A 19,850-nucleotide genomic window follows, 5' to 3' on the forward strand; every position below is an offset into this window, starting at 1 on the left:
CCGGAGCAAGTGCAATGAAGAAAAAAGAATTCGAAAAGGCGATGGAACCCTTGAGCGTCCGTCTGGCTGAAATGGCGTATTGGGCCAAGGCCACCGGACAACGCATCGTCATTCTGTTCGAAGGCCGTGACACTGCCGGCAAGGGTGGCGCCATCAACACCATCGCCGACGTGCTGAATCCGCGCCAATGCAAAGTGGTCGCACTGTCCAAACCGAGCGAGGCCGAACAGGGCCAATGGTATTTTCAGCGTTATGTGGAGCATCTGCCCACCAAGGGCGAGATCGCACTGTTTGACCGCAGCTGGTACAACCGCGCCGGTGTCGAACGCGTCATGGGATTCGCCACGCCGGAACAGGTCGACACGTTTCTGGAGCAGACGCCGGTGTTTGAAAAGATGCTGACCGATGACGGCATTCTGCTGTTCAAGTACTGGCTGTGCTGCGATCAGGACGAGCAGGAGCAGCGCTTTGCCGAGCGCTTTGACGATCCGCTCAAGCGCTACAAGCTGTCGCCAATGGATGCAGAGGCCCGCACGCGCTACGACGAATACACCAAGGCTCGCGAGCACATGCTCAAGGCCACGCACACCAAGCATGCGCCGTGGACTCTGGTGGATTTCAACAGTCAGAAACAAGGCCGCCTGACCTTGGTTGCTGACCTGCTGGATCGCCTGCCGGAAATGAAAATCCCAAAGCCGGACTTTGAACTGCCCCCGCTCAATGGCGAGCCGAGCAAGGAATCGTTCTCGGTGCTCAAACCCCTACCCGATTACGAAGGCTAAGCCCACCGCCGACCGTTACGTGGCGGCATAAGGCGAATTACGCGTCGGGTTTGCCTTCGAACGGAATCGAACTGACGTTACGGCGCAGGCCATCACGCAAGGGCATGCGCAGTTCGTTGAGCACCTCGAGCGAGGCTTTACCGATGGCATCGTCGGCCATGGGCAGGTAGGCCTCGGAGATGGGTACGCGCAATTGCGCCGCCGAATAGAGCTCGGACAACTGCAGATCGTCCAGGTCACGGACCAACAGCCATTCGCCGGTTTCGGCGCGACGCACTACATGCGCCTGTTCCAGATCGCCCAGCAGATCCTGGATCAGATCGTCGGTCATGATCGGTTCGAGTTCGTGGATCCGGTCTGTGTGCAAACCGTTGCCATCGCGCGCGACCTCTTTGAGACGGGCTAGCAGGCGCAACATGGCATAGAACTCAAAGCCCTGCGGCAAGCGCAGGCGCGCCGGTTGGAATCGGAATGCACTGATGGCAGCGGCCATGGACGCACCTCCGAGCACGGCGATCCAGCTCAGATAGATCCACAGCAAAAACACCGGCATAAAGGCCAAGGTGCCGTAGATCTTGGCGTAAGAAGCATTGAATGAATTGAGATACACACTCAACGCCGTGCGAATCAGCTCCAGCAGCACGGTCGCCAAAATGCCACCGGCAAAGGCATGCCGCCACTTGACGGAGCGATGCGGCAGGAATCGGTACAGCAAGGTCAGCACAATGCATTCAATCGCCAAGGGGCTAAAGCGCAGGATGCCGGCCTCGATCCAGCTGCCGGCCGTCGTTTCGAAAAACGACAAGGCAAGAATGCGGGCAGAGACCCCCAGACTGGTCGCGGCCAACATGCTGCCCAAGGTCAGCACGGTCCAGTACATGACGAAACGACTCAACTTGGGCCGCGTGGTCTTGATGCGCCAGATACGGTTAAACGCAGATTCGATACCGTGAATCGTCACCAGCAGGGACAGCACCAGACCCACCACGCCAACCGTGGTCAGACCGCCGGCATTGTCGGCAAATTTGCGCAGCCACTCCTCGACCGAGTAGGCCGCCGACGGCACAAAATTACGGAAGATGTAATCGCTGAGCTGCACACTCCACTGATCGAACACAGAGAACCGGCTCAGCACGCCAAACACCACCATGCTCAGCGGCACCAGCGCAAACACCGTGGTGAAACTCAGGGCGCCGGCAGCCTGCAGCAGATCATCGGCAATGAACCGCTTTAGCAGGAAGCGTGAAAAACTGCGGACCCGCTCCGGGTCACGGACGCGCTCGGTCCAGCGGTTAAAGGTAGTCAGCGGTTCCATAGGCAAAGGATAAGCGATGTCGGCAAGGCTGGCGACCGACCAGCTGATAAACTCCTGTTACCTGCGTTCGATTCGTTGGAACGAACCTTCATCTGCAATTGAAAGGGCGACATATGGCTGAAATTCTGGTGGTCTATTACTCACGCAACGAATCCACGACACGCCTGGCGCAACAGATTGCCCGCGGCGTAGATGAGGTCCCGGGCATGAGCGCGCGCCTGCGCAGCATTCCACCGGTCAGCACCACACACGAGGCAACTGCACCCGAGGTGCCCTCTGAAGGGGCCCCGTATGTGGCTGCAAACGATCTGCGCGAATGCGTAGGACTGGCCTTGGGCAGCCCGACGCGCTTCGGCAACATGGCCGCATCGGTCAAATACTTTCTCGACGGCCTTGGCGCCGAATGGGCTAGCGGCACGCTGATCGGCAAGCCGGCTGCAGTGTTCACGTCGACCGCGACCATGCACGGCGGTCAGGAGTCCACGCTACTGTCAATGATGGTGCCACTGCTGCATCACGGCTGCGTGATGTTGGGCATCCCCTATTCCGAGCCACGTCTAAGCAGCACCCGAAGTGGTGGCACGCCCTACGGCGCTTCGCATGTGTCCGGCGCCGATGCCGACCCCACATTGACTGACGATGAGATGACACTGGCACGTGCATTAGGCCGACGTCTGGCCGAAACCGCGGCCAAACTGGCATGAGCAACAACTTTCCCGAATTCGACCCGCAGCGCAAGCAACTCTCGCGCGTCACCGCGCTGGCCCTGCTGCTAATGGCTGCACTGTACTGGTACGGCACCTATCCCGACATGGGCGCAGCACTGGTGTTTGCCATTCCGCCCCTGCTGATGTCCATTCTCGTCTGGATCCGCAGGCCAACGGCCAATTTACTGGCCGGCGTGCTGGCCCTGCTGTGGTTTGCGCACTCGGTCATGACGGCCTACGTCTCGCCGCAGCACCGCGTCTGGTCGCTGGCGGTGGCCGCACTGTGCGTGATCGTGATCTGGAGCGTGTCGTGGGTCGGCCTAAAAGTTCGCCGCGCCAAACGCCGCTTATAATTGCGGCTGACCCCGCAACACCGGATTCGCATTATGGACTCGCTCTGCATCGTCACTACCGGCGGCACCATCGACAAAATCTACTTCGATGACAAATCGGATTTCCAGGTCGGCGAACCGCAAATCGGGCGTATTCTCCAGGAGCTCGGCGTGGCCTTCCGATTCAGCGTGATTCCGATTCTGCGCAAGGATTCGCTGCATATTAACGATGCCGACCGCGAACTGCTGCGCGCCACCGTTGCTGCCCAACCGGATCAGCACGTCCTGATCACCCACGGCACCGACTCCATGGTTGAAACCGCCAAGGTCCTCAAATCGGTCGAAGGCAAGATCATCGTCCTGACCGGTGCCCTGAATCCCGCACGTTTCCGCGGCTCCGATGCCGAATTCAATATCGGTACGGCGGTGGGTGCGGTGCAATCGCTGCCGCCGGGCGTCTACATTGCCATGAACGGCCGCATCTGGGATCCGTTCAAGGTCCGCAAGAACGTCGAAGCTAATCGCTTCGAGTCGCTCTGACGCCTAGTTCCATGCGCCGCTGTTAGCGGCGGCGCAGACGGCGCGTCACTTTGCCAAGCAATTCCTGCGCCGGTTCCAGGCGCAATGCCAAACCCAGCCCCAGGTACAGCGGGCCCGCGATGGCGGCTGCAATCAGTGCGCGAATGATGACGTGCAATGCCGGCAGCGGCACAAAGCGCATCACCAGCGCCGCAGCACCACAGGCAAATAAGGCCGCCAACCACACGCGCAGCTGATAGTTGCGGCGCATGCCGGTCAGACCCACGCGATGATTAAAGCGTCGGCGCAGCAGGACGAACTCAACCCACGAGGCGATGGACGCGGCCACCGTCAGACCGACGGTGCCCCAAATCGGTGGGATACCAAGCCACTGCGGCATCTTGAGCGCCAGCAGCAGACCGATCGCGATACCGAACGTGACTCGCACCAGAGCAAAACGCAGCGGCGTCCTGGTGTCCTTGAGTGAATAAAACGCCGAGGAATACAGGCGCGATTGCGTAGTGGCCAGCAGGCCGACCGATGCGCCCATCAGCACATACCAGACGGCATTGGTATCGCGTGCGCCGAACTGACCGGTCTGGAACAGCGCGCCGACAATGAAATCACCGAGCAGAATAAACGCCGCAGCCGATGGCACGACAAAGAACGCAATGCGCTCCAGTCCACGGTTGATTCGCGTGATCAGAAACTCGCTGACTTCCTGATCGCTACCCTTGGCTTGCGACAGCAGCGGTAACTCCGAGGCCGAAACACTCATACCGAACAGCGATACTGGCAGCAGATACAGAGTCTGCGCATACGCAAGCGAGGAGACGGCACCGGTCGGCAGCAGCGAGGCGATCATGTTGTCAATATAGGCACTGATCTGCACTACGCCGCGCGAGATCACCACCGGCACGAAATTGCGCAGGACCGAGCGCACGCCCTGCACCTTGAGATCCAGGGAGGGGCGCAGATGCTGCACGAGTCGTAAGGTCGACGGCAACTGCACCAGCAATTGCAGGCCACTGCCGACGACCAGACCCCAGGCCGTATAGCGCGCCAGCGACGACAGATCCTGCACGCCGCCAAACAGCAGCATGGCGCCGATAATGGCGACGTTCCAGATCACCGGCGCGGCATAGGACAAAAAGAATCGGCGATGCGAATTCAGAATGCCAAGGCACCACGCCGACATCACCAGCAGTGCAGTACCCGGAAACAGGATGCGCACGATATCAATGGTCAGCAGTCGTTTGGCACCGTGAAAACCGGGGGCAATCCAATCGATTAAGTACGGCGTCGCCCACACACCCAGCACCGACAGCAAGGCCATCGCCAACAGCAGGATGGTGCCGAGTACGCCGGCCAGCCGAGTGGCCTCGCGGGTATCGCCATGCGCAATCTGCTTGGCGTATTCGGGGATAAAGCTGGCGGAGAGGACGCCTTCGCCAAACAGGTTCTGCAGAATATTGGGGATCTTGAGGGCGGCCTTAAACGCATCGCCTGCATCGGAGTTGCCGAAGTAATGCGCAAAAACGCGTTCGCGGACCAGACCCGAAAGTCGGCTCAGTAAGATGCCCGCACCGACCAGAAATGCATTGCTCGCCATATGGGCGTATTACATCATGCCCGTTTCGAGTTTGGCGAGCTCCGACATCATGGTGCGGTTCCATGGCGGATCGAACACGAGCTCGACATCGCACTCGGCAACGGTCGGAATCATCTCGACCTTGCTGCGCACATCATCAATCAGAATCTCGCCCATGCCGCAGGCCGGCGCTGTCAGGGTCATATCCACAGAGACCTTGCGCTCACCGGATTCGGTGCGTGACATCTCGACCTTGTACACCAGCCCGAGCTCGACAATATTGACCGGGATTTCCGGATCAAAACACGTGCGAAGCTGTTGCCACACCATTTGCTCAACCTGCTCGTCGGTGGCGTCAGCCGGCATTTCGATCGGCGGAACCGGTTCTTTACCGATGGCGTCGGCATCGACACCGTGCAGACGGAACATGTTGCCTTCGATAAAGAGCGTGTAGCTGCCGCCCAGTGCCTGAGTGATGTAGCCAATGCTGCCCGCAGGCATATTGACGCGTTCGCCGGAGGGCACCATGACAACCTCGGCGTCACGGTCAAAACGGATAGGTTCACTGCTGCGGGAGTACATGGAATCACGGATAAACGGATAGAGGACTATTTTAGTCCAATTTCCAAAATTCCGCGTTTTCGCGACGATGGCTGTCTTACAATGGCGCCAATCCCGCCTTGAATCCGCTGCGAGTGCCTGTGAACACGTCGCCGTCTCTGTCGCACCCTGCCGTCCGCTGGCATATGCCGGTGGTGCTGGCGTTTGCGTCGGTGTGCTTTGCGGCGATGTGGGTGTTCTTTGCCGGCGCGACGGGGTCAACCTTATCCTGGCTGGCGGTTCTGGCCGCCATGGATCTGGCGTGGTTTATCCGCAAGCTGGGCTGGCCCTATAAGGATTCGCGCCCGGTGGTGACCATGCTGTTCACCGCCGCCACCATTGCGCTGGCCAACTACTGGATGGCCTCGGTGCTCTACTCGCTGCAGCACAATCCAAACATCCTGCAGGCTCTGTCCCACGTCGGCGACCCGCAAATCCTGTTCAAGATTCGCCTGATGAATACGGTAACTGACTGGTTCTGGTATGCCATGGCCCTGTTCATTGCCTCGATGCTGGCCAGTCGCCCCAATCGCGCCACCTGAACGGTCGCCATCGCTTGCGCGCAGCACGTCAACCGAAGCCCGTGCGCTCCGTTGATGGGAGTGTGAATCCGCCGATGCAAAAAACTCTGGATCTATTCTTTGCCGAAATCGGCCCGCGGGCGTTTCGTTTTGCCGAGCTTGGCTTGCGTAACCGAGATGACGCACTCGATGCCGTGCAGGATGCAATGCTCAAGATGATGCAGTATCGCGATGTGCCGGCCACCGAATGGACGCCAATCTTCTGGAAGATCCTGCGCAATCGCATCGTGGATTTTCAGCGTCGTGCCGGCTTGCGCCTGCGCTGGCTGACGCAACCCAAGAGCAACAACCACGAGGACTCTGACTGGGAGCCCGATTGGCAAGGCGTCGATCACGATGATCCCGCCGGGATGTTGCAGGCACGGCAAACCTATGCGGCGTTGGCAACGGCCTTGGCTGCCTTACCTGCGCGGCAGCGTGAGGCGTTTTATCTGCGCATCGTCGAACAGCTCGACGTGGCCCAGACCGCCGCCGTGATGGGCTGTTCCGAGGGCTCGGTCAAGACCCACCTGTCGCGTGCGCGGCACGCCATTGATACCACTATCCAACCCGATGATTTATCCCCTAATTCACGCAGTCTTTAAGCCATGAATAACGACACTGTCATCCGCCAACTGTTCGACACTGCACATCAGCAGGTTTCGCTCAATACGCGTTACCGGCTAGAACAGATTCGTCACAGCACACTGCGTCAGGACGCGGCGAGCACTGCCGCTGCGCCCAAACGCCCCCTGCGCCTGCTGTTCGGTGCCGGTGCCGTGGCCATGGCACTGTTCGCTGCCGCGCTGATACTACCCAACTACAAGATGGCCGCACGACAGGCCGCAGCACCCGTGGCGCAAGTCACCACGGACCCCGTGAGCCGGCAAGGCGCCGACGTGTTGAACGTCGACGACTCGACGACGTGGGATGAAGATCCCGCGTTCTATGCCTGGTTGTCCTCGCCCGAGGCAACCGCGCTGGCCCAAAACTGATTTCCATTTCGGAGTAACCCATGAAAAAACGTAACTTTCTGTCTCTGGCCCTGATTGGCGCCATGTTCGCCGGCTCGGCCTTCGCTCAAACTGCAACGACTGGCGGCTGGGAACAATTGAACCCGACCCAGCGCGATCTGCTGACCGCCCAAATCCGTGATCGCTGGGACAAGGCCACGCCCGAACAGCGCACCCGCTGGCTGGAACACGCCTCCAAGTGGTCGCAGATGACGCCCGAACAACGCGCCGCTGCGCACAAGGGTCGCGGCAAGTTCCAAGCGATGTCCCCGGCCGCGCGCGAGGCCCGTCGCGCCGTGTTCTACAAGATGCAAAGCCTCAAAGAAACGGAACGCAAGGCGTTTCTGGATTCGTTCTTCAAGATGAGCGAGGCCGACCGCCTTGCCTGGGTCAAGGCCAATCCGGCTCCGGCCAATGTCCGCATCAAGATGCCTAAGCGTCCGCCTCATGGCCTGGGCATGGGAATGCCGAAACCGCCGGCACCGCCAGTGACGCCGCCGCCCGCCAAGTAACACTGCTTTCGCGCTGGTCGAGAGCGCGTGCCCTCGCCGACTCCATGCTCTCGGAGTGGCGGGGGCTTTTTTTTACAGCTTTTCGCCCTGTTCGCGTTCGGCGATAGTCAATGCCACGCGGTTGCGCAGGTACGCAGGCTCGACCTGTTCCGGCAAGCTCAGACGACCCGCCGCGATCTCGACATCGGCCAAGGTCATCACATCGGTCGCATGCGGCAAGGCCGTCGCATCGTTCGCGCAATCCGCGGGCAAGCGTTGGCGCAAGGTGCCTTCGACGGCATCAATACCGGTGCCGACCACATGCCAGCCGGCATCAATACCGCTTAGATCCAAGTTCGAAGGCGCCACTACCTGGGCCGCACCTACGGGCATCAGGACGCCATCGCGCCAGGCAAAGCGAGCGGCATAGACTTCGCCCATGCGTGCATCAATGACCGCCAGAATGCGTTGCGCGCCGGAAATACGTACAGCACCCATGGCCAACGCGGCCAAAGTCGAGACACCGATCAGCGGCACGTTGAGCGCCAGCGCCATGCCCTGCGCGACCGAGAGTCCCAGACGCACTCCGGTGAATGCACCGGGGCCGATGCTGACGGCGATGGCCTGCAAGTCACGACGATTCACGCCGGCATCGAGCAATAACCCATCGGTCCACGGCAGGATCCATTCGGCCTGCTTGCGCGCCGCGATTTCGTGCCGCTCCCAAATGCGATCGCCATCGCGAACGGCCAAGGACAAGGCCTCGGTGGCCGTTTCAATCGCCAGTATTGGATTCATTAAAAAACTCCTGCACGTCCTGTAGTTGCCGCGTCAGACGCATAGTCGGCAAGGAATGGATAAATCGGCGGCCATAGGATTTGCCGAGCAATCGCGGATCGGCAATAACCAGCACGCCGCGATCGGTCTCGCTGCGAATCAGACGGCCCGCAGCCTGCTTGGTCGCAATCACGGCTTGCGGCACCTGTTCATCGGCGAACGGGTTGCCGCCACGGTTGCGAATATCCTCCTGCCGCGCCACTAAAACCGGATCATCGGGCGGTGCAAACGGCAACTTATCAATGACTACCACGCTCAAGGCGTCCCCAACCACATCCACGCCTTCGCGGAACGTAGCCGTACCGAGCAGGACGCCGTTGCCGGATTTCCGGAACCCGTCGAGTAACGCGTTCTTGGCGCCTTCGCCCTGCACGAACAAAGGCCACGGGCCGTCCTTGAGCAAGGCATGGGCCTTGCGCAGATTGGCATGCGAGGCAAACAGCAGGAACGCACGCCCCTTGCTGGCCTCGAGCACGGGCCTTACGGCATCAATCACAGCGGCCATGAAATCGCGATCGGACGGATCCGGCAGATTTGGCGGCACGTACAGCAAGGACTGCTCATCCCATCGGAATGGCGAGGGCGCGATCAGCGTGCGCGGCTCATTCATGCCCATTTTTTCGGTGTAATGCGTAAACGAAGTGTCGACCGCGAGGGTCGCCGACGTCATGATCCAACTGGCCTGCGTCTGCTCGCGCTGATTGCGCAGCGAGTCACTGACATCCATCGGCGTATAGCGCAGACGGAAACTGTGCTGCCCCAGCTCAAACCAGTACACGCCGTTACTGCGCTGCGCACCGGTCCAGTCGGCCAGCGTATCGAGATGATCCCGGCAACGCTCCGCACAGCGCAGCAGGCCCGGAGTCTGATCGGCCACTGCCTGCAACTGCTCGAGTAAACCGACTAACGCGTCCTTGAGTTCATCGAGTCCCTCCGACGCCGTCGGCCACTGCATGAACGCATCGCGCGGTCCTTTGGCCGGCAGACCGTCCATGCGCTTGCGTGCCTGCCGCAAGGCTGACAGCACGCCATCCACACGCGGGCGCACCAGGGCCAAGGTACCCGAGGCCTGTTCCGCTTCACGAATGGCATCGCGCCCGACTTCGGCGACGGCATTGCCGCTGACCACACTGCCGAGAAACTGACCGGCCAACTCGGGCAACTGATGGGCCTCGTCGATCACAAAGACTTGCGCATCGGGCAGCACCTGCCCCATGCCGGTGTCCTTGAGACTCAGGTCGGCCAGCAGCAGATGGTGATTGACGACGACCACATCGGCAGCTAGCGCACGCTGACGCGCCTTGACCACAAAGCAATCTTCGTAGAACTCGCAATCGGTACCCAGACAACTGTCGGCGGTGGAGCTCACCTGCGACAGAATGCGCGCGCCCTCAGGGATGCTACTGAGCTCGTTGAAATCGCCGAACTGCGTGCGTTTGGCCCAAGTGCGAATGGCGCCGAACTGCTGCACCTCGGCCGGCGAGGCAAACAGATCTCGCTGGTTGGCCGTATTCAGACGATGCAGGCACAGATAGTTAGCACGCCCTTTGAGCAGCGCCGAACGGAACCCGACACCCAGCGCCTCGCGCACTCGCGGCAAATCGCGCTGATGCAGCTGGTCCTGTAGCGCCTTGGTCCCTGTCGAAAGGATCGCCTTGCGACCCGACAGAATCACCGGCACCAGATACGCAAACGTCTTACCGGTACCGGTACCGGCCTCGGAGACCAGTTCGGCGCTATCCTCGATCGCGTCGGCAATCGCCGCCGCCAGATCCTGCTGCGCCAGACGTGGCGTGAAGTTTGGCAGCGCCTGCACCAGTTCACCCGAACTGCCCAGCGCGGCGCGGCTGCGCTGAGCCAGATCACCCGTCATTTCGGTTGCGGACCCTGCGCAGGTTCCGACGCATTGGCCGGTGGTGGGGAAGGCGGCTCCGAACCGGAATCACCGCCGCCAAAGATGGAATTCATGAACTCTCCAACACGGTCGCGGACTTCGTCGACCGTAGAGGAAACCGGATCACTGACGGCCGGTACGTTCGGACAGGCTATCATCGGCGGTGTATATCCGGTGACGAACGGCAGACGACGTGCACCCGGGCAATCTGCGGGCACGGTATCGGCGCCAATGACTGCGGCGTATTCGATGCCCTGATTGGTCAGGCCCAAGGGCAACGTGGGCAAACGCTTGAACAGATTCGACCACACGCGCATGCCGCCTGTCGCGCCGTAAAGGCCGGTTTGCTGATTGCGGTCGTTGCCGACCCAGCTTACGGCCAGGTGAGAGCCCGTCCAGCCGGCGTACCAGGAGTCGCGGCTGTCGTTCGACGTACCGGTCTTTCCGGCGGCATTCAAGCGCCCCAGACCGTCGGCCTGCAGCTGGCGCGCGGTTCCGCTACGCACCGCCTCCTGTAGCGCATAGGTCACCAGTTCGGCTGCAGTCGAATCACCCAACGGCGGAGCAGCGGCCTTGGTGTCGTAACGGCTGATGGCCATACCGCGCGCATCGAGCACACCACGCACTGCATGCAGACTCTGCACTTTGCCGTGACTGGCCAGGAACTGATACAACTGCGCCATCGCATACGGACTTTGCTCGGTTGCACCCAGAATCACCGACGGATTGCTGGTGCCCTGAATACCGGCCAAGGCCAGCATCAGCTTATTGAGCCGCGCCACGCCAATGTCCATGCCGACGCGCACCGTGCTCTGGTTATACGAGTTGGCCAGCGCATCAATCATGCGGACCGAACCGTGACTGCGACCGTCGGAGTTCTTGGGTTGCCACACTTGGCCGTTACCCAGATCCACACGCACCGGATCGTCGTTAAGCCACGTGCCCAAGTTGTATTTCGAAGGTTCGCCCAGCGCCAGCAAGTACACGAACGGCTTGAGCAGAGAGCCCACCGGTCGCTGCGCCTGCACCGCGCGGTTATAGCCCGCCACGTTGTAATCGTGCGCACCGACTACGGCCAGCACATCGCCGGTCTGCACATCGGTCACGACCGTGCCCGTTTCCAGTGACGGACGACCCTTGGTTTGCAGCGATTTCAGCGTCGCCGCCACCGCGGATTCGGTATAGGCCTGCGCGCTTGGCGACATGCCCGACATCACCGACAGGCCCTGACCGGAGATCGCATTTTCATCGTAGTCACGTGCCAACTGGCGACGGACCAGATCAACATACGCCGGGAAGCGATTGGCGAACGACTGTCCCGGTGTCTTGCTGACATCGAGCGGTGCCTGCGTGGCCCGGTTGTACTGCGCCTCGGTGATCAGTTGCGTCTCGCGCATTTCACCCAGCACGAAATTGCGGCGCTCTAAGGCACGCTCGGGATGTTTGCGCGGATCGTAATACGAAGGCCCTTTGACCATACCGATCAGCAGCGCAATCTGATGCGGCTCCAGATCCTTGAGATCCTTGCCGAACCAGAATTCAGCACCGGAAGCGACACCCATGATCGGATTGTTACCGCGCTGGCCCAGGAACACCTGATTGAAGTACGCCTCGAGAATGGTGCGCTTGTCGTAGCGCGCCTCGAGCAGCAGTGCGTACAGAATTTCCTTGAATTTACGGCTATACGTCTGTTCTTTGCCGATGCCGAGCAAACCCGAACGGGCCAGCTGCTGCGTCAGCGTACTGCCACCGCCGACAATTTCACCGGCGACCATGTTCTTGAATACGGCACGCGCCAAGCCACCGAAATCGATGCCGATGTGATGATTGAAATCGCGATCTTCGACGGCCTGTAAACCGGTGACCAACAACTCGGGCACTTCGTCAATGCGGACCAGACGACGCTCTTCCTGCATCTTGCCGTACAGCGTGGCAATGCGAGCGGGATCCAATCGTGCAGCCCGCAGTTCGGTCCGGGCCGAGGCATCGCGCAAATCGACGACCTTGCCTTCGGACAGGGTCAGTTCGACTTTTTTAGGAAGGATGCGGCCATCCACATCGTTGTAACCACGGCTGGAGATAACCCAACGGCTACCCTCCTGCAAATACGTGCCGGGACGCAGGCCATCGCCGGGATAGTACGAGGCAGCATTGAGTTCGGTCTTGAGCGAGGCATCATCGAGCGGGATACCGGGCGCCACCAGCAGGGGACGTGCAAACACGCGTGTCGGAACCTGCCACTGCAGCTTGCCGAAGCGCTCCGTGACCTGGCCGTTGAGATACAGCACGTAGGGCAGCAGAAAGCCAAGACCCAAGGCGGTTACCGTCACGCCGATGCGCAACAGGCGCGACAGCCAGCTCGGGCCCTCGTCGTAATCTGCCCACTCGTCGTCCGCGTCCGGTGCAACGTCGTCGTAATCGGGGTCGCGGTCAATTGGTTGCACTGGAGCCAAACGTTCTACGGGGAATGCGGTTCAGTCTAGCGCAGGTGCCGCCGGAACGCATGGTGCACGCCCGGCAAGGCCGCCAGACGGCCCAGAACCTTGGCCAACTGCTCGAAATCCGAAACGCGCAAACGCAGCACCACGCGCACCTGACCCTGACGACCGTGGCGCTCGCTGTTGACCATCACCACCGGCGTATCGGCCGAAGCCAGCGTATCGCTGATGTCCTTGAGCAGGAAGCGTCGGTCGGTGGCATCGACTTCGATATCGACTTCCTGCCGATCACGGACGGAGACACCCCACTCGACCGCCAGCACGCGCTCCGGATTGCGTTCGCGCAGTCGCAGCAGCGACCCGCAGTCGGGCCGGTGAACACTGATGCCACGCCCCTTGGTCAGATAGCCGACGATGGGCTCGCCGCGCACCGGCTGGCAGCACTTGGCCACCTGCACCAGCAGATTGCCCTCGCCGCCGACCACAAACGGCGTCTGCGTTGCCGGCATGGGCTTGGCCCGCTTAAAGACCACGCTGCCGTCGGCGGGCAATGCATCGGCAGGACGATCGCGCTCGCGTTCGGCCTCCTGCACGGCACGAGCCACTTGCGAGGGCCCGACATCGCCCAGCGCCACCAGCACCTGCAGATCGCCCTCGGTGGCAGCATTGAACTTGCCCAACACCTCACGCAAGTCGGCATTGAGCAGACCCACGCGACGCAGTTCCTTGTCGAGCATTTCCTTGCCCGCGACCAGATTACGCTCACGGTCGAGCTTGTTGAACCAGGCCCGCACCTTGCCGCGCGAACGCTGACTGGCCAGAAACCCGTTGGCCTCGACCAGCCAATCGCGACGAGGTTCCGATACCTTGCCCGTCAGGATCTCGACGCGATCACCGGTCTTGAGCGGCGCATCGAGATTGACGATGTTGCCGTTGACCTTGGCGCCGCGTGTGCGGTGACCTACCTCGGTGTGGACGTGATACGCGAAATCGAGCGGCGTGCCACCGACCGGCAGATCCACCACCTCGCCCTTAGGCGTCAGCACGTAGATGCGGTCTTCTTCGAGTTCATTTTTCAAGGCGCCGCCGAGCTCATCGGGCGACTGATCGAGCAGTGAACGCATCCACGCGATCTTGCGATCGAGCGCGGCATCGTTACCGCTGCCCTCTTTGTAACGCCAGTGCGCCGCCACACCCAGCTCGGCCTTGTCGTGCATATCAAAGGTGCGAATCTGCACCTCGAGCGTCTTACCCTGTGGCCCGATCACTGCGGTATGCAGCGAGCGATAGTCATTGCGTTTGGGCCGCGCGATGTAATCGTCAAACTCTGACGGAATCGGCAGCCACAGCGAGTGCACGATACCGAGCGCGGTGTAGCAGGCGGTGACATCGCTAACCAGAATCCGCACCGCACGCAAATCGTACAGCTCACCGATCGGCGCATCCTTGCGTGACATCTTTTTCCAGATGCTGTAGATGTGCTTGGGGCGGCCCAGGACCTTGGCCTGCAGGCCCTGCGCGTCGAGCGCCTCCTGCAGGTCCCGGGTGACATCGGCAATAAAGCGCTCACGGTCAATGCGTTTTTCGTCGAGCAGCTTGGCGATGCGAATGTAGGTCTCGGGTTCGGTATGCCGCAGCACCAGATCCTCGAGCTCCCATTTGAGTTGCCAGATGCCCAGACGATTTGCTAATGGCGCATGGATATCGCGCGTGAGTTCAATCAGCGACGAGCGCTGCGACTCCGGAAACTGCGCGATGTGCCGCATCCGAGCCAGCTGTCGCGCCAGCAGAATCAGCACCACCCGCAGGTCTTTGACCAGCGCCAGCAGCAGTGACCGTAAGCCCTCGCTGTTGCGCGCACCGGTACTGCCATCGTGCAGATCGCTGACTTGGCGCGCGGCGATTTGTCCCTCTAGCAGCGTCCGTAGCGAAGCACTGATGGGCATGGCCTGCTGCAAGGCCATTTGTCGGTGCAGGATGGCAGCGAGCAGCAACTCGGACTCGGCATTGAGCGTAGCCAGCAGGGCCAGCGTGTCAGACACCACCGCGGTCTCGAGCGCATCGGGCGCGGCGACACCTGTGCGTTCGATGGCGGACTCTAGCACCATGGCATGTGGCGCATTCAGGCCGGCCTTGCGGGCAGCGTTCAGCACCGACTGCCAGGTCGGCTGAACGGAATTGGATGCGGGGTCGGTCGGGACGACCGGCGGCGAGAGATTCACGGCTGGAACAGACTACACTTGAAGCCTTCAGACTATCAGGATTCGTCCATGCGCACGCTAAATGCCCTGCTCCTGTCCGCCATCCTCACCGGTTCCGCCGTGTGGGCGCCTTTGGCCATGGCCCAGTCGGCCGTCGCCGATCAACCCATCGAACAGCGCATGAGCGCCGATGAATTCCGTGCCGCCGGCTTGAACAAGCTCAGTGCCAGCGAACTGGCCACGCTGAATCAGTGGCTCAACGGCACGTTGAAGACCGAAACCGCCAAGGCGACTCAATCAGCGCTGCAGATCGCCAAGACCAAGGCGCAGGGCTTCTTTGACTTTGACGGCAAGCGCGAGTCGATCCATGCGCGGCTAGTCGGCGATTTCCGCGGATTTTCGCAAGGTCGTGTGTACAAACTCGACAACGGCCAGGAATGGGAACAGTCCGAAGCGGCTGAACTCAACGTGCGTCTGACCAATCCCAAGGTCGAGATGCGCCCCGGCATTCTCAACAGCTGGTGGATGATCGTCGAAGGCTACAACACGCGCGCTAAAGTCCGCCGCGTCAAATAAGCCTTATCGCAGCAGCTGCTGGAGCCGATGCGCCAGTTTCTTGACGGAAACCTGACGCTTGGTGCCCAGTTCCTGCGCAAACGTCTGCACGCGCAATTCCTCGAGATCCCAACCGAATTCCTGCCAGGACGACTGCGACAGGTCGGCCTTCGTCAGCGCATCGACAAACGGCTTGAGTTCCAGGAGGCGTTGCTGATCGCGTTGCGGATTGTCCTTGGCGCGCTCCGCCCGTAGCGTCATGGCCTTGAGATAACGCGGATATTCACGCAACTGCGTGATCGGAACGCGACTCAAAAAGCCCTTGCTCGTCAGCGTTTCCAGATGTTTGCGCAGATCGTCCATGTTGCCCGAGGCCCAGCCCATCAGCTTGGTATCGAGTTGCGCGCGCACCTGCGCGGTGGCGGCCAACACGGTATCGGCCAACTGCCAGCGTTGCATCGCCTCGCGGAACAGCTCTTTACTGACCTGCTTCAACTGCATCTCGAAGGCAGCACGGTCACGGACACTTAGATCGCTCGTGGCCAGTAGGTCGCTGAGCGCGCCTTCGACCAGCTCCTCACGCAAGGCGTGGATATCGCGTTGCTCAATGGCGGTGTACTGCAATGCGGCCTTGGGATTGAGCGGCAACTGCTTGCGCGCCTGTTTGATGGCATCGCGCAGATGCAGACGCAGGAGGCGCTCGACACCTTGCGCGTGCAGCGTCTGTGCCTGTTCGCGATCGGCCAGCACTTGCACGCTGACGTGATCGCCATCGTCGCGCAGCGCCACGAAGCCAGGCACCCCACCTGCTGCACGCACCTGCAACGGCAGGGGCTCTACCGGAAACTCGGTCAGCTCCTGCTGCCGCAAATTGGCGGTGGCCTGAGCGGCAAAGGCCTGCGCGGCCTGTTCGCCGTAACGTGACTTGAGCGCGTCCAGATCGCGCGACTGCGCCAGCACCTGTTTGCCCTTGCTGTCCGTCAGCTGCAAGTTGGCGCGCCAGTTCGACTCCAATGCGGCTTCGTCGAAATCGGTGGTGGCGATCGCCTCACCGGCGACCTTGCTCAGGAACTTGGCCAAGGCCCCGGCCATCGAGTCCGCCGAGGGCGGCAGTCCGTGATTCCATTCGCCGTACGCTTGCGCAAAGGCCTTGGCAAAATCGGGGGCAGGCACCACGTGACGACGCAATGGCTTAGGTAGCGTTTTAATCAACGCGGCGGCCTTGCCTTCGACCAGACCCGGTGCGAGCCAACTCAAACGACTCGGGTCGAGTGCATTGAGCAGGTGCAAGGGCACCTTGATATTCATGCCGTCATCGGCGGCGCCCGGCTCGAACTGATATCGCACACCCAGACGTGCATCGCCCAACGGCCAATACGGCGGGAAGCGCTCCGCATTGGCAGGATCCGCAATCAGCAGATCGGTCAGCGACCATTGCAGCTTACGCCGTTCCTCGGGCGACTGCTTGCGCGTCCACTGATCGAGCGCCTGCACGTTGTGCACGTTGGGCGGCAGACGGTCCAGATACCAGCGCGCCATCCAGTCTTCATCGACAACGAGACCGGTGCGGCGTTGCTTGGCCTCTTCCTCGCGGGCCTGATCCAGCGTTTTGAGATTGTGGGCAAGGAAACTGCTGCGCGTATCGATCTCAAACGTCAACAGCGCATCGCGTACGAAGAGCTCACGGGCCTCCTGCGGATACAGACCACCGTAGTGAATCGGTTTTTGCGGCGCCAACACCAGACCGAACAGACTGATCTGCTCGCTGCCGAGTACCCGTCCTTGCGAACGCGACCAGCGCGGATTGAAATGCTTGCGCGCCAGCAGATGCGGAACGGCCTCGATCACCCATTCGGGCTCGATAGCCGCATTGGTCAGGCCCCAGACTTTTTCGGTCTCAAGAATCTGCGCCGACAGCAGCCATGCCGGCGGCTTCTTGGCCAACGGCGAGCCGGGGAAAATCAGATACTTGCGACCGTGCGGACCGTCAAGACCACCCTTCTCGTTGCGATGCCCGACTTGCGTCGGAATGCCGGTAATCAGCGCCCGATGCAGTTGCGCATATTGCGTCGGTTCGAGCGTTTCGTGATCGTCATTGAGCGGCCACTTCTGCGCATCCATCTGCACTTTCAACTGGCGATGAAGATCCCGCCACTCGCGCATCCGCAGAAATCCGACGAAGTGCTTCTGGCACCAAGACCGTAGCTTGCTGCTGCTGAGTTCCTCGTGCGCTTGCTGATAGGCACGCCACAGATTGAGGATGCCGACAAACTCGCTGCGCGGATCGGCAAACTCCGCGTGGGCTCGATCGGCCTCGGCGCGGCGATCCGCAGGTCGTTCACGCGGATCCTGCACGCCCAGAAACGCGGCAATAGTCAGCATTTCGCGCGTCACGCCACGCTCTTTGGAAGCGGTCAGCATGCGCGCCAGTTTGACGTCAACCGGCCACAGCACCATGCTGCGTCCGATCGGTGTCAGATGCCGTTGTTCATCAATGGCGTTGAGTTCCAGCAACTCCTGCCAGCCGTCGGTAATGGCCCGCGGATCAGGCATTTCCAGAAACGGAAAGCGCTCGATCTCACCCAATCCCAGAGCCAACATGCGCAGAATCACGCCTGCCAATGCGGCGCGACGGATCTCGGGATCGGTGAATTCCGGCCGTTGCTCAAAGTCATGCTGCGAATACAGACGGATGCACACGCCTTCGCTCAGGCGTCCGCACCGACCCATGCGCTGATTGGCACTGGCCTGGCTGACCGGTTCAATCTGCAGACGATCGATCTTGGCCCGCGGCGAGTAGCGTTTGATGCGCGCGACACCCGGATCCACCACGTAACGAATGCGCGGCACGGTGATCGAGGTTTCCGCCACGTTGGTGGCGAGCACAATGCGCCGCTGCGGATTGGGATTAAAGATGCGGTCCTGATCCTTGGAGCTCAGACGTGCATACAGCGGCAGCACTTCGGTATGCCGATAGCGCTTTTTCTCCAGCACCTGATGCGCTTCGCGAATCTCGCGCTCACCGGGCAGGAACACGAGCACATCACCGCGCGGATCTTCCTGCGTGAGTTCGTCGATGGCATTGACCAGTCCCTGCAAGGCCCCGATGGCCTCGCCGTTCTCGGCGGTTTCCAGCGGGCGATAGCGGACTTCGACGGGATAGGTCCGGCCTTCGACCTGGATCACCGGGGCATCGCCAAAGTGCTTGGAGAAGCGTTCGGTATCAATGGTGGCCGAGGTCACAATGACCTTAAGGTCCTTGCGCTTTTGCAGCAGCAGGCGCAGATAGCCCAGCAGGAAATCGATATTGAGGCTGCGTTCGTGCGCCTCGTCAATGATCAGGGTGTCGTATTTGGACAGCCACTTATCGCCTTGGATTTCGGCGAGCAGGATGCCATCGGTCATGAACTTGATGACCGTGCGGTCGCTGACCAGATCCTGCGAACGCACCTGAAAACCGACTTGGCCACCCAGTTCGGTCTGCAGCTCGGCCGCCACTCGACCCGCCACCGAACGCGCAGCCAAGCGTCGTGGTTGCGTGCAGCCGATTTGTCCGGCCTCACCGCGGCCGGCCATCAGCGCCAGCTTGGGAATCTGGGTGGTCTTGCCGCTGCCGGTCTCACCGGCAATCACCACGACCTGATGCTCGCGAATCGCCTTGATGATGTCCTCGGCGTGATTCGTGATCGGCAGTTCTTCGGCCAGGGTTGGATTCGGCAACTGGGCTTTGCGGTGTTCGCGCTTTTGCAGCGATGCACTCAAAGAATCGGCGAACTGCTTCTGCTTGGCCTCATCCTGCGGCGCTGCGGCCCATTGGCGGTGCAAATGGAACAGGCGCGAGCGATCCGACGCCATGCCCTGTGCAATGGCATCTCGGGCGCGACGCAGCTCAGGAGTGAGCGCGATGGCGGCACCACGAACGGATTGCGATTTCTTTACTTTTTGCACCGGGACTTCTGCGTAGAATTAGAGTAAGGACGGCAGCGCGCGGTTCAGTACCCGCAGCGGCCGACAC

Annotated in this window: 17 protein-coding genes; 9 read left to right on the forward strand and 8 right to left on the reverse strand. The window is 61.0% G+C overall.

Features of this window, described 5'->3' with window-relative positions:
• Positions 1–14 precede the first annotated feature (14 nt).
• Complete coding sequence (gene ppk2, locus V3390_RS00370) at positions 15–782, forward strand: polyphosphate kinase 2 (RefSeq protein WP_331702873.1); 768 nt, start codon at positions 15–17, stop codon at positions 780–782.
• A gap of 37 nt (positions 783–819) precedes the next feature.
• Here the strand turns inward: ppk2 and V3390_RS00375 are convergent, their stop codons facing one another.
• Positions 820–2,097, reverse strand: a complete 1,278-nt coding sequence (locus V3390_RS00375) for a YihY family inner membrane protein (protein WP_331702874.1) — start codon at positions 2,095–2,097, stop codon at positions 820–822.
• 113 nt (positions 2,098–2,210) lie between these two features.
• On the opposite strand from V3390_RS00375, the gene wrbA reads away from it, so the two are divergent.
• Genes wrbA through V3390_RS00390 form a run of 3 tightly spaced genes read left to right on the forward strand, consistent with a single transcriptional unit; the run spans position 2,211 to position 3,676 of the window.
• Positions 2,211–2,801, forward strand: a complete 591-nt coding sequence (gene wrbA / locus V3390_RS00380; protein ID WP_331689514.1) for an NAD(P)H:quinone oxidoreductase — start codon at positions 2,211–2,213, stop codon at positions 2,799–2,801.
• The gene (locus V3390_RS00385; protein ID WP_331689515.1) at positions 2,798–3,157 is read left to right on the forward strand and encodes a DUF2069 domain-containing protein; all 360 of its coding nucleotides are present in this window, start codon (positions 2,798–2,800) and stop codon (positions 3,155–3,157) included. Before wrbA ends, V3390_RS00385 begins: the two co-directional genes overlap by 4 nt.
• Positions 3,158–3,190: 33 nt before the next feature.
• Positions 3,191–3,676 carry an asparaginase domain-containing protein gene (locus V3390_RS00390; protein ID WP_331702875.1) on the forward strand — a complete coding sequence of 162 codons (486 nt, stop codon included), beginning with the start codon at positions 3,191–3,193 and terminating at the stop codon, positions 3,674–3,676.
• Positions 3,677–3,698: 22 nt separating this feature from the next.
• Here V3390_RS00390 and murJ read toward each other — a convergent pair whose 3' ends face one another.
• Both murJ and sufT read right to left on the reverse strand, forming a co-directional pair.
• Complete coding sequence (gene murJ / locus V3390_RS00395) at positions 3,699–5,267, reverse strand: murein biosynthesis integral membrane protein MurJ (RefSeq protein ID WP_331689517.1); 1,569 nt, start codon at positions 5,265–5,267, stop codon at positions 3,699–3,701.
• Positions 5,268–5,276: 9 nt separating this feature from the next.
• Positions 5,277–5,828 carry a putative Fe-S cluster assembly protein SufT gene (gene sufT / locus V3390_RS00400; RefSeq protein ID WP_331702876.1) on the reverse strand — a complete coding sequence of 184 codons (552 nt, stop codon included), beginning with the start codon at positions 5,826–5,828 and terminating at the stop codon, positions 5,277–5,279.
• A 119-nt stretch (positions 5,829–5,947) separates the two neighbouring features.
• On the opposite strand from sufT, the gene V3390_RS00405 reads away from it, so the two are divergent.
• The 4 genes from V3390_RS00405 (at position 5,948) to V3390_RS00420 (ending at position 7,931) form a co-directional block, all read left to right on the forward strand.
• Positions 5,948–6,388, forward strand: a complete 441-nt coding sequence (locus tag V3390_RS00405) for a hypothetical protein (RefSeq protein WP_331689519.1) — start codon at positions 5,948–5,950, stop codon at positions 6,386–6,388.
• 74 nt (positions 6,389–6,462) lie between these two features.
• On the forward strand, positions 6,463–7,011 hold the full coding sequence (locus tag V3390_RS00410) for an RNA polymerase sigma factor (protein ID WP_331702877.1): 549 nt from the start codon (positions 6,463–6,465) through the stop codon (positions 7,009–7,011).
• Between the two features lie 3 nt (positions 7,012–7,014).
• Entirely contained in the window at positions 7,015–7,401 is a 387-nt protein-coding gene (locus tag V3390_RS00415) for a hypothetical protein (RefSeq protein ID WP_331689521.1), read from the forward strand.
• Between the two features lie 20 nt (positions 7,402–7,421).
• Complete coding sequence (locus V3390_RS00420; RefSeq protein WP_331702879.1) at positions 7,422–7,931, forward strand: DUF3106 domain-containing protein; 510 nt, start codon at positions 7,422–7,424, stop codon at positions 7,929–7,931.
• A gap of 72 nt (positions 7,932–8,003) precedes the next feature.
• Here V3390_RS00420 and tsaB read toward each other — a convergent pair whose 3' ends face one another.
• From tsaB to V3390_RS00440, 4 genes are read right to left on the reverse strand one after another with little or no spacing between them, the layout of a single operon-like run.
• On the reverse strand, positions 8,004–8,708 hold the full coding sequence (gene tsaB / locus V3390_RS00425; protein ID WP_331702880.1) for a tRNA (adenosine(37)-N6)-threonylcarbamoyltransferase complex dimerization subunit type 1 TsaB: 705 nt from the start codon (positions 8,706–8,708) through the stop codon (positions 8,004–8,006).
• Positions 8,686–10,620: a DNA repair helicase YoaA gene (yoaA, locus tag V3390_RS00430; protein WP_331702881.1), complete on the reverse strand. Its 1,935-nt coding sequence runs from the start codon at positions 10,618–10,620 to the stop codon at positions 8,686–8,688. The genes tsaB and yoaA overlap by 23 nt, the downstream gene beginning before the upstream one ends.
• The gene (gene mrcB / locus V3390_RS00435; protein ID WP_406805141.1) at positions 10,617–13,076 is read right to left on the reverse strand and encodes a penicillin-binding protein 1B; all 2,460 of its coding nucleotides are present in this window, start codon (positions 13,074–13,076) and stop codon (positions 10,617–10,619) included. Before mrcB ends, yoaA begins: the two co-directional genes overlap by 4 nt.
• A gap of 44 nt (positions 13,077–13,120) precedes the next feature.
• Positions 13,121–15,187, reverse strand: coding sequence for a RelA/SpoT family protein (locus tag V3390_RS00440; protein WP_425493001.1), 2,067 nt, complete (start codon positions 15,185–15,187; stop codon positions 13,121–13,123).
• A gap of 162 nt (positions 15,188–15,349) precedes the next feature.
• Between V3390_RS00440 and V3390_RS00445 the strand changes: the two genes are divergently transcribed.
• A complete protein-coding gene (locus tag V3390_RS00445) occupies positions 15,350–15,856 on the forward strand; it encodes a hypothetical protein (RefSeq protein ID WP_331702883.1) in 507 nt (168 codons plus the stop codon).
• A gap of 3 nt (positions 15,857–15,859) precedes the next feature.
• Here the strand turns inward: V3390_RS00445 and hrpA are convergent, their stop codons facing one another.
• Entirely contained in the window at positions 15,860–19,690 is a 3,831-nt protein-coding gene (gene hrpA / locus V3390_RS00450; RefSeq protein ID WP_331703614.1) for an ATP-dependent RNA helicase HrpA, read from the reverse strand.
• Between the last annotated feature and the right edge of the window lie 160 nt (positions 19,691–19,850).

It is taken from the genome of Aquilutibacter rugosus, from assembly GCF_036541335.1.
Classification (GTDB): Bacteria; Pseudomonadota; Gammaproteobacteria; order Xanthomonadales; family Xanthomonadaceae; genus Aquilutibacter; species Aquilutibacter rugosus.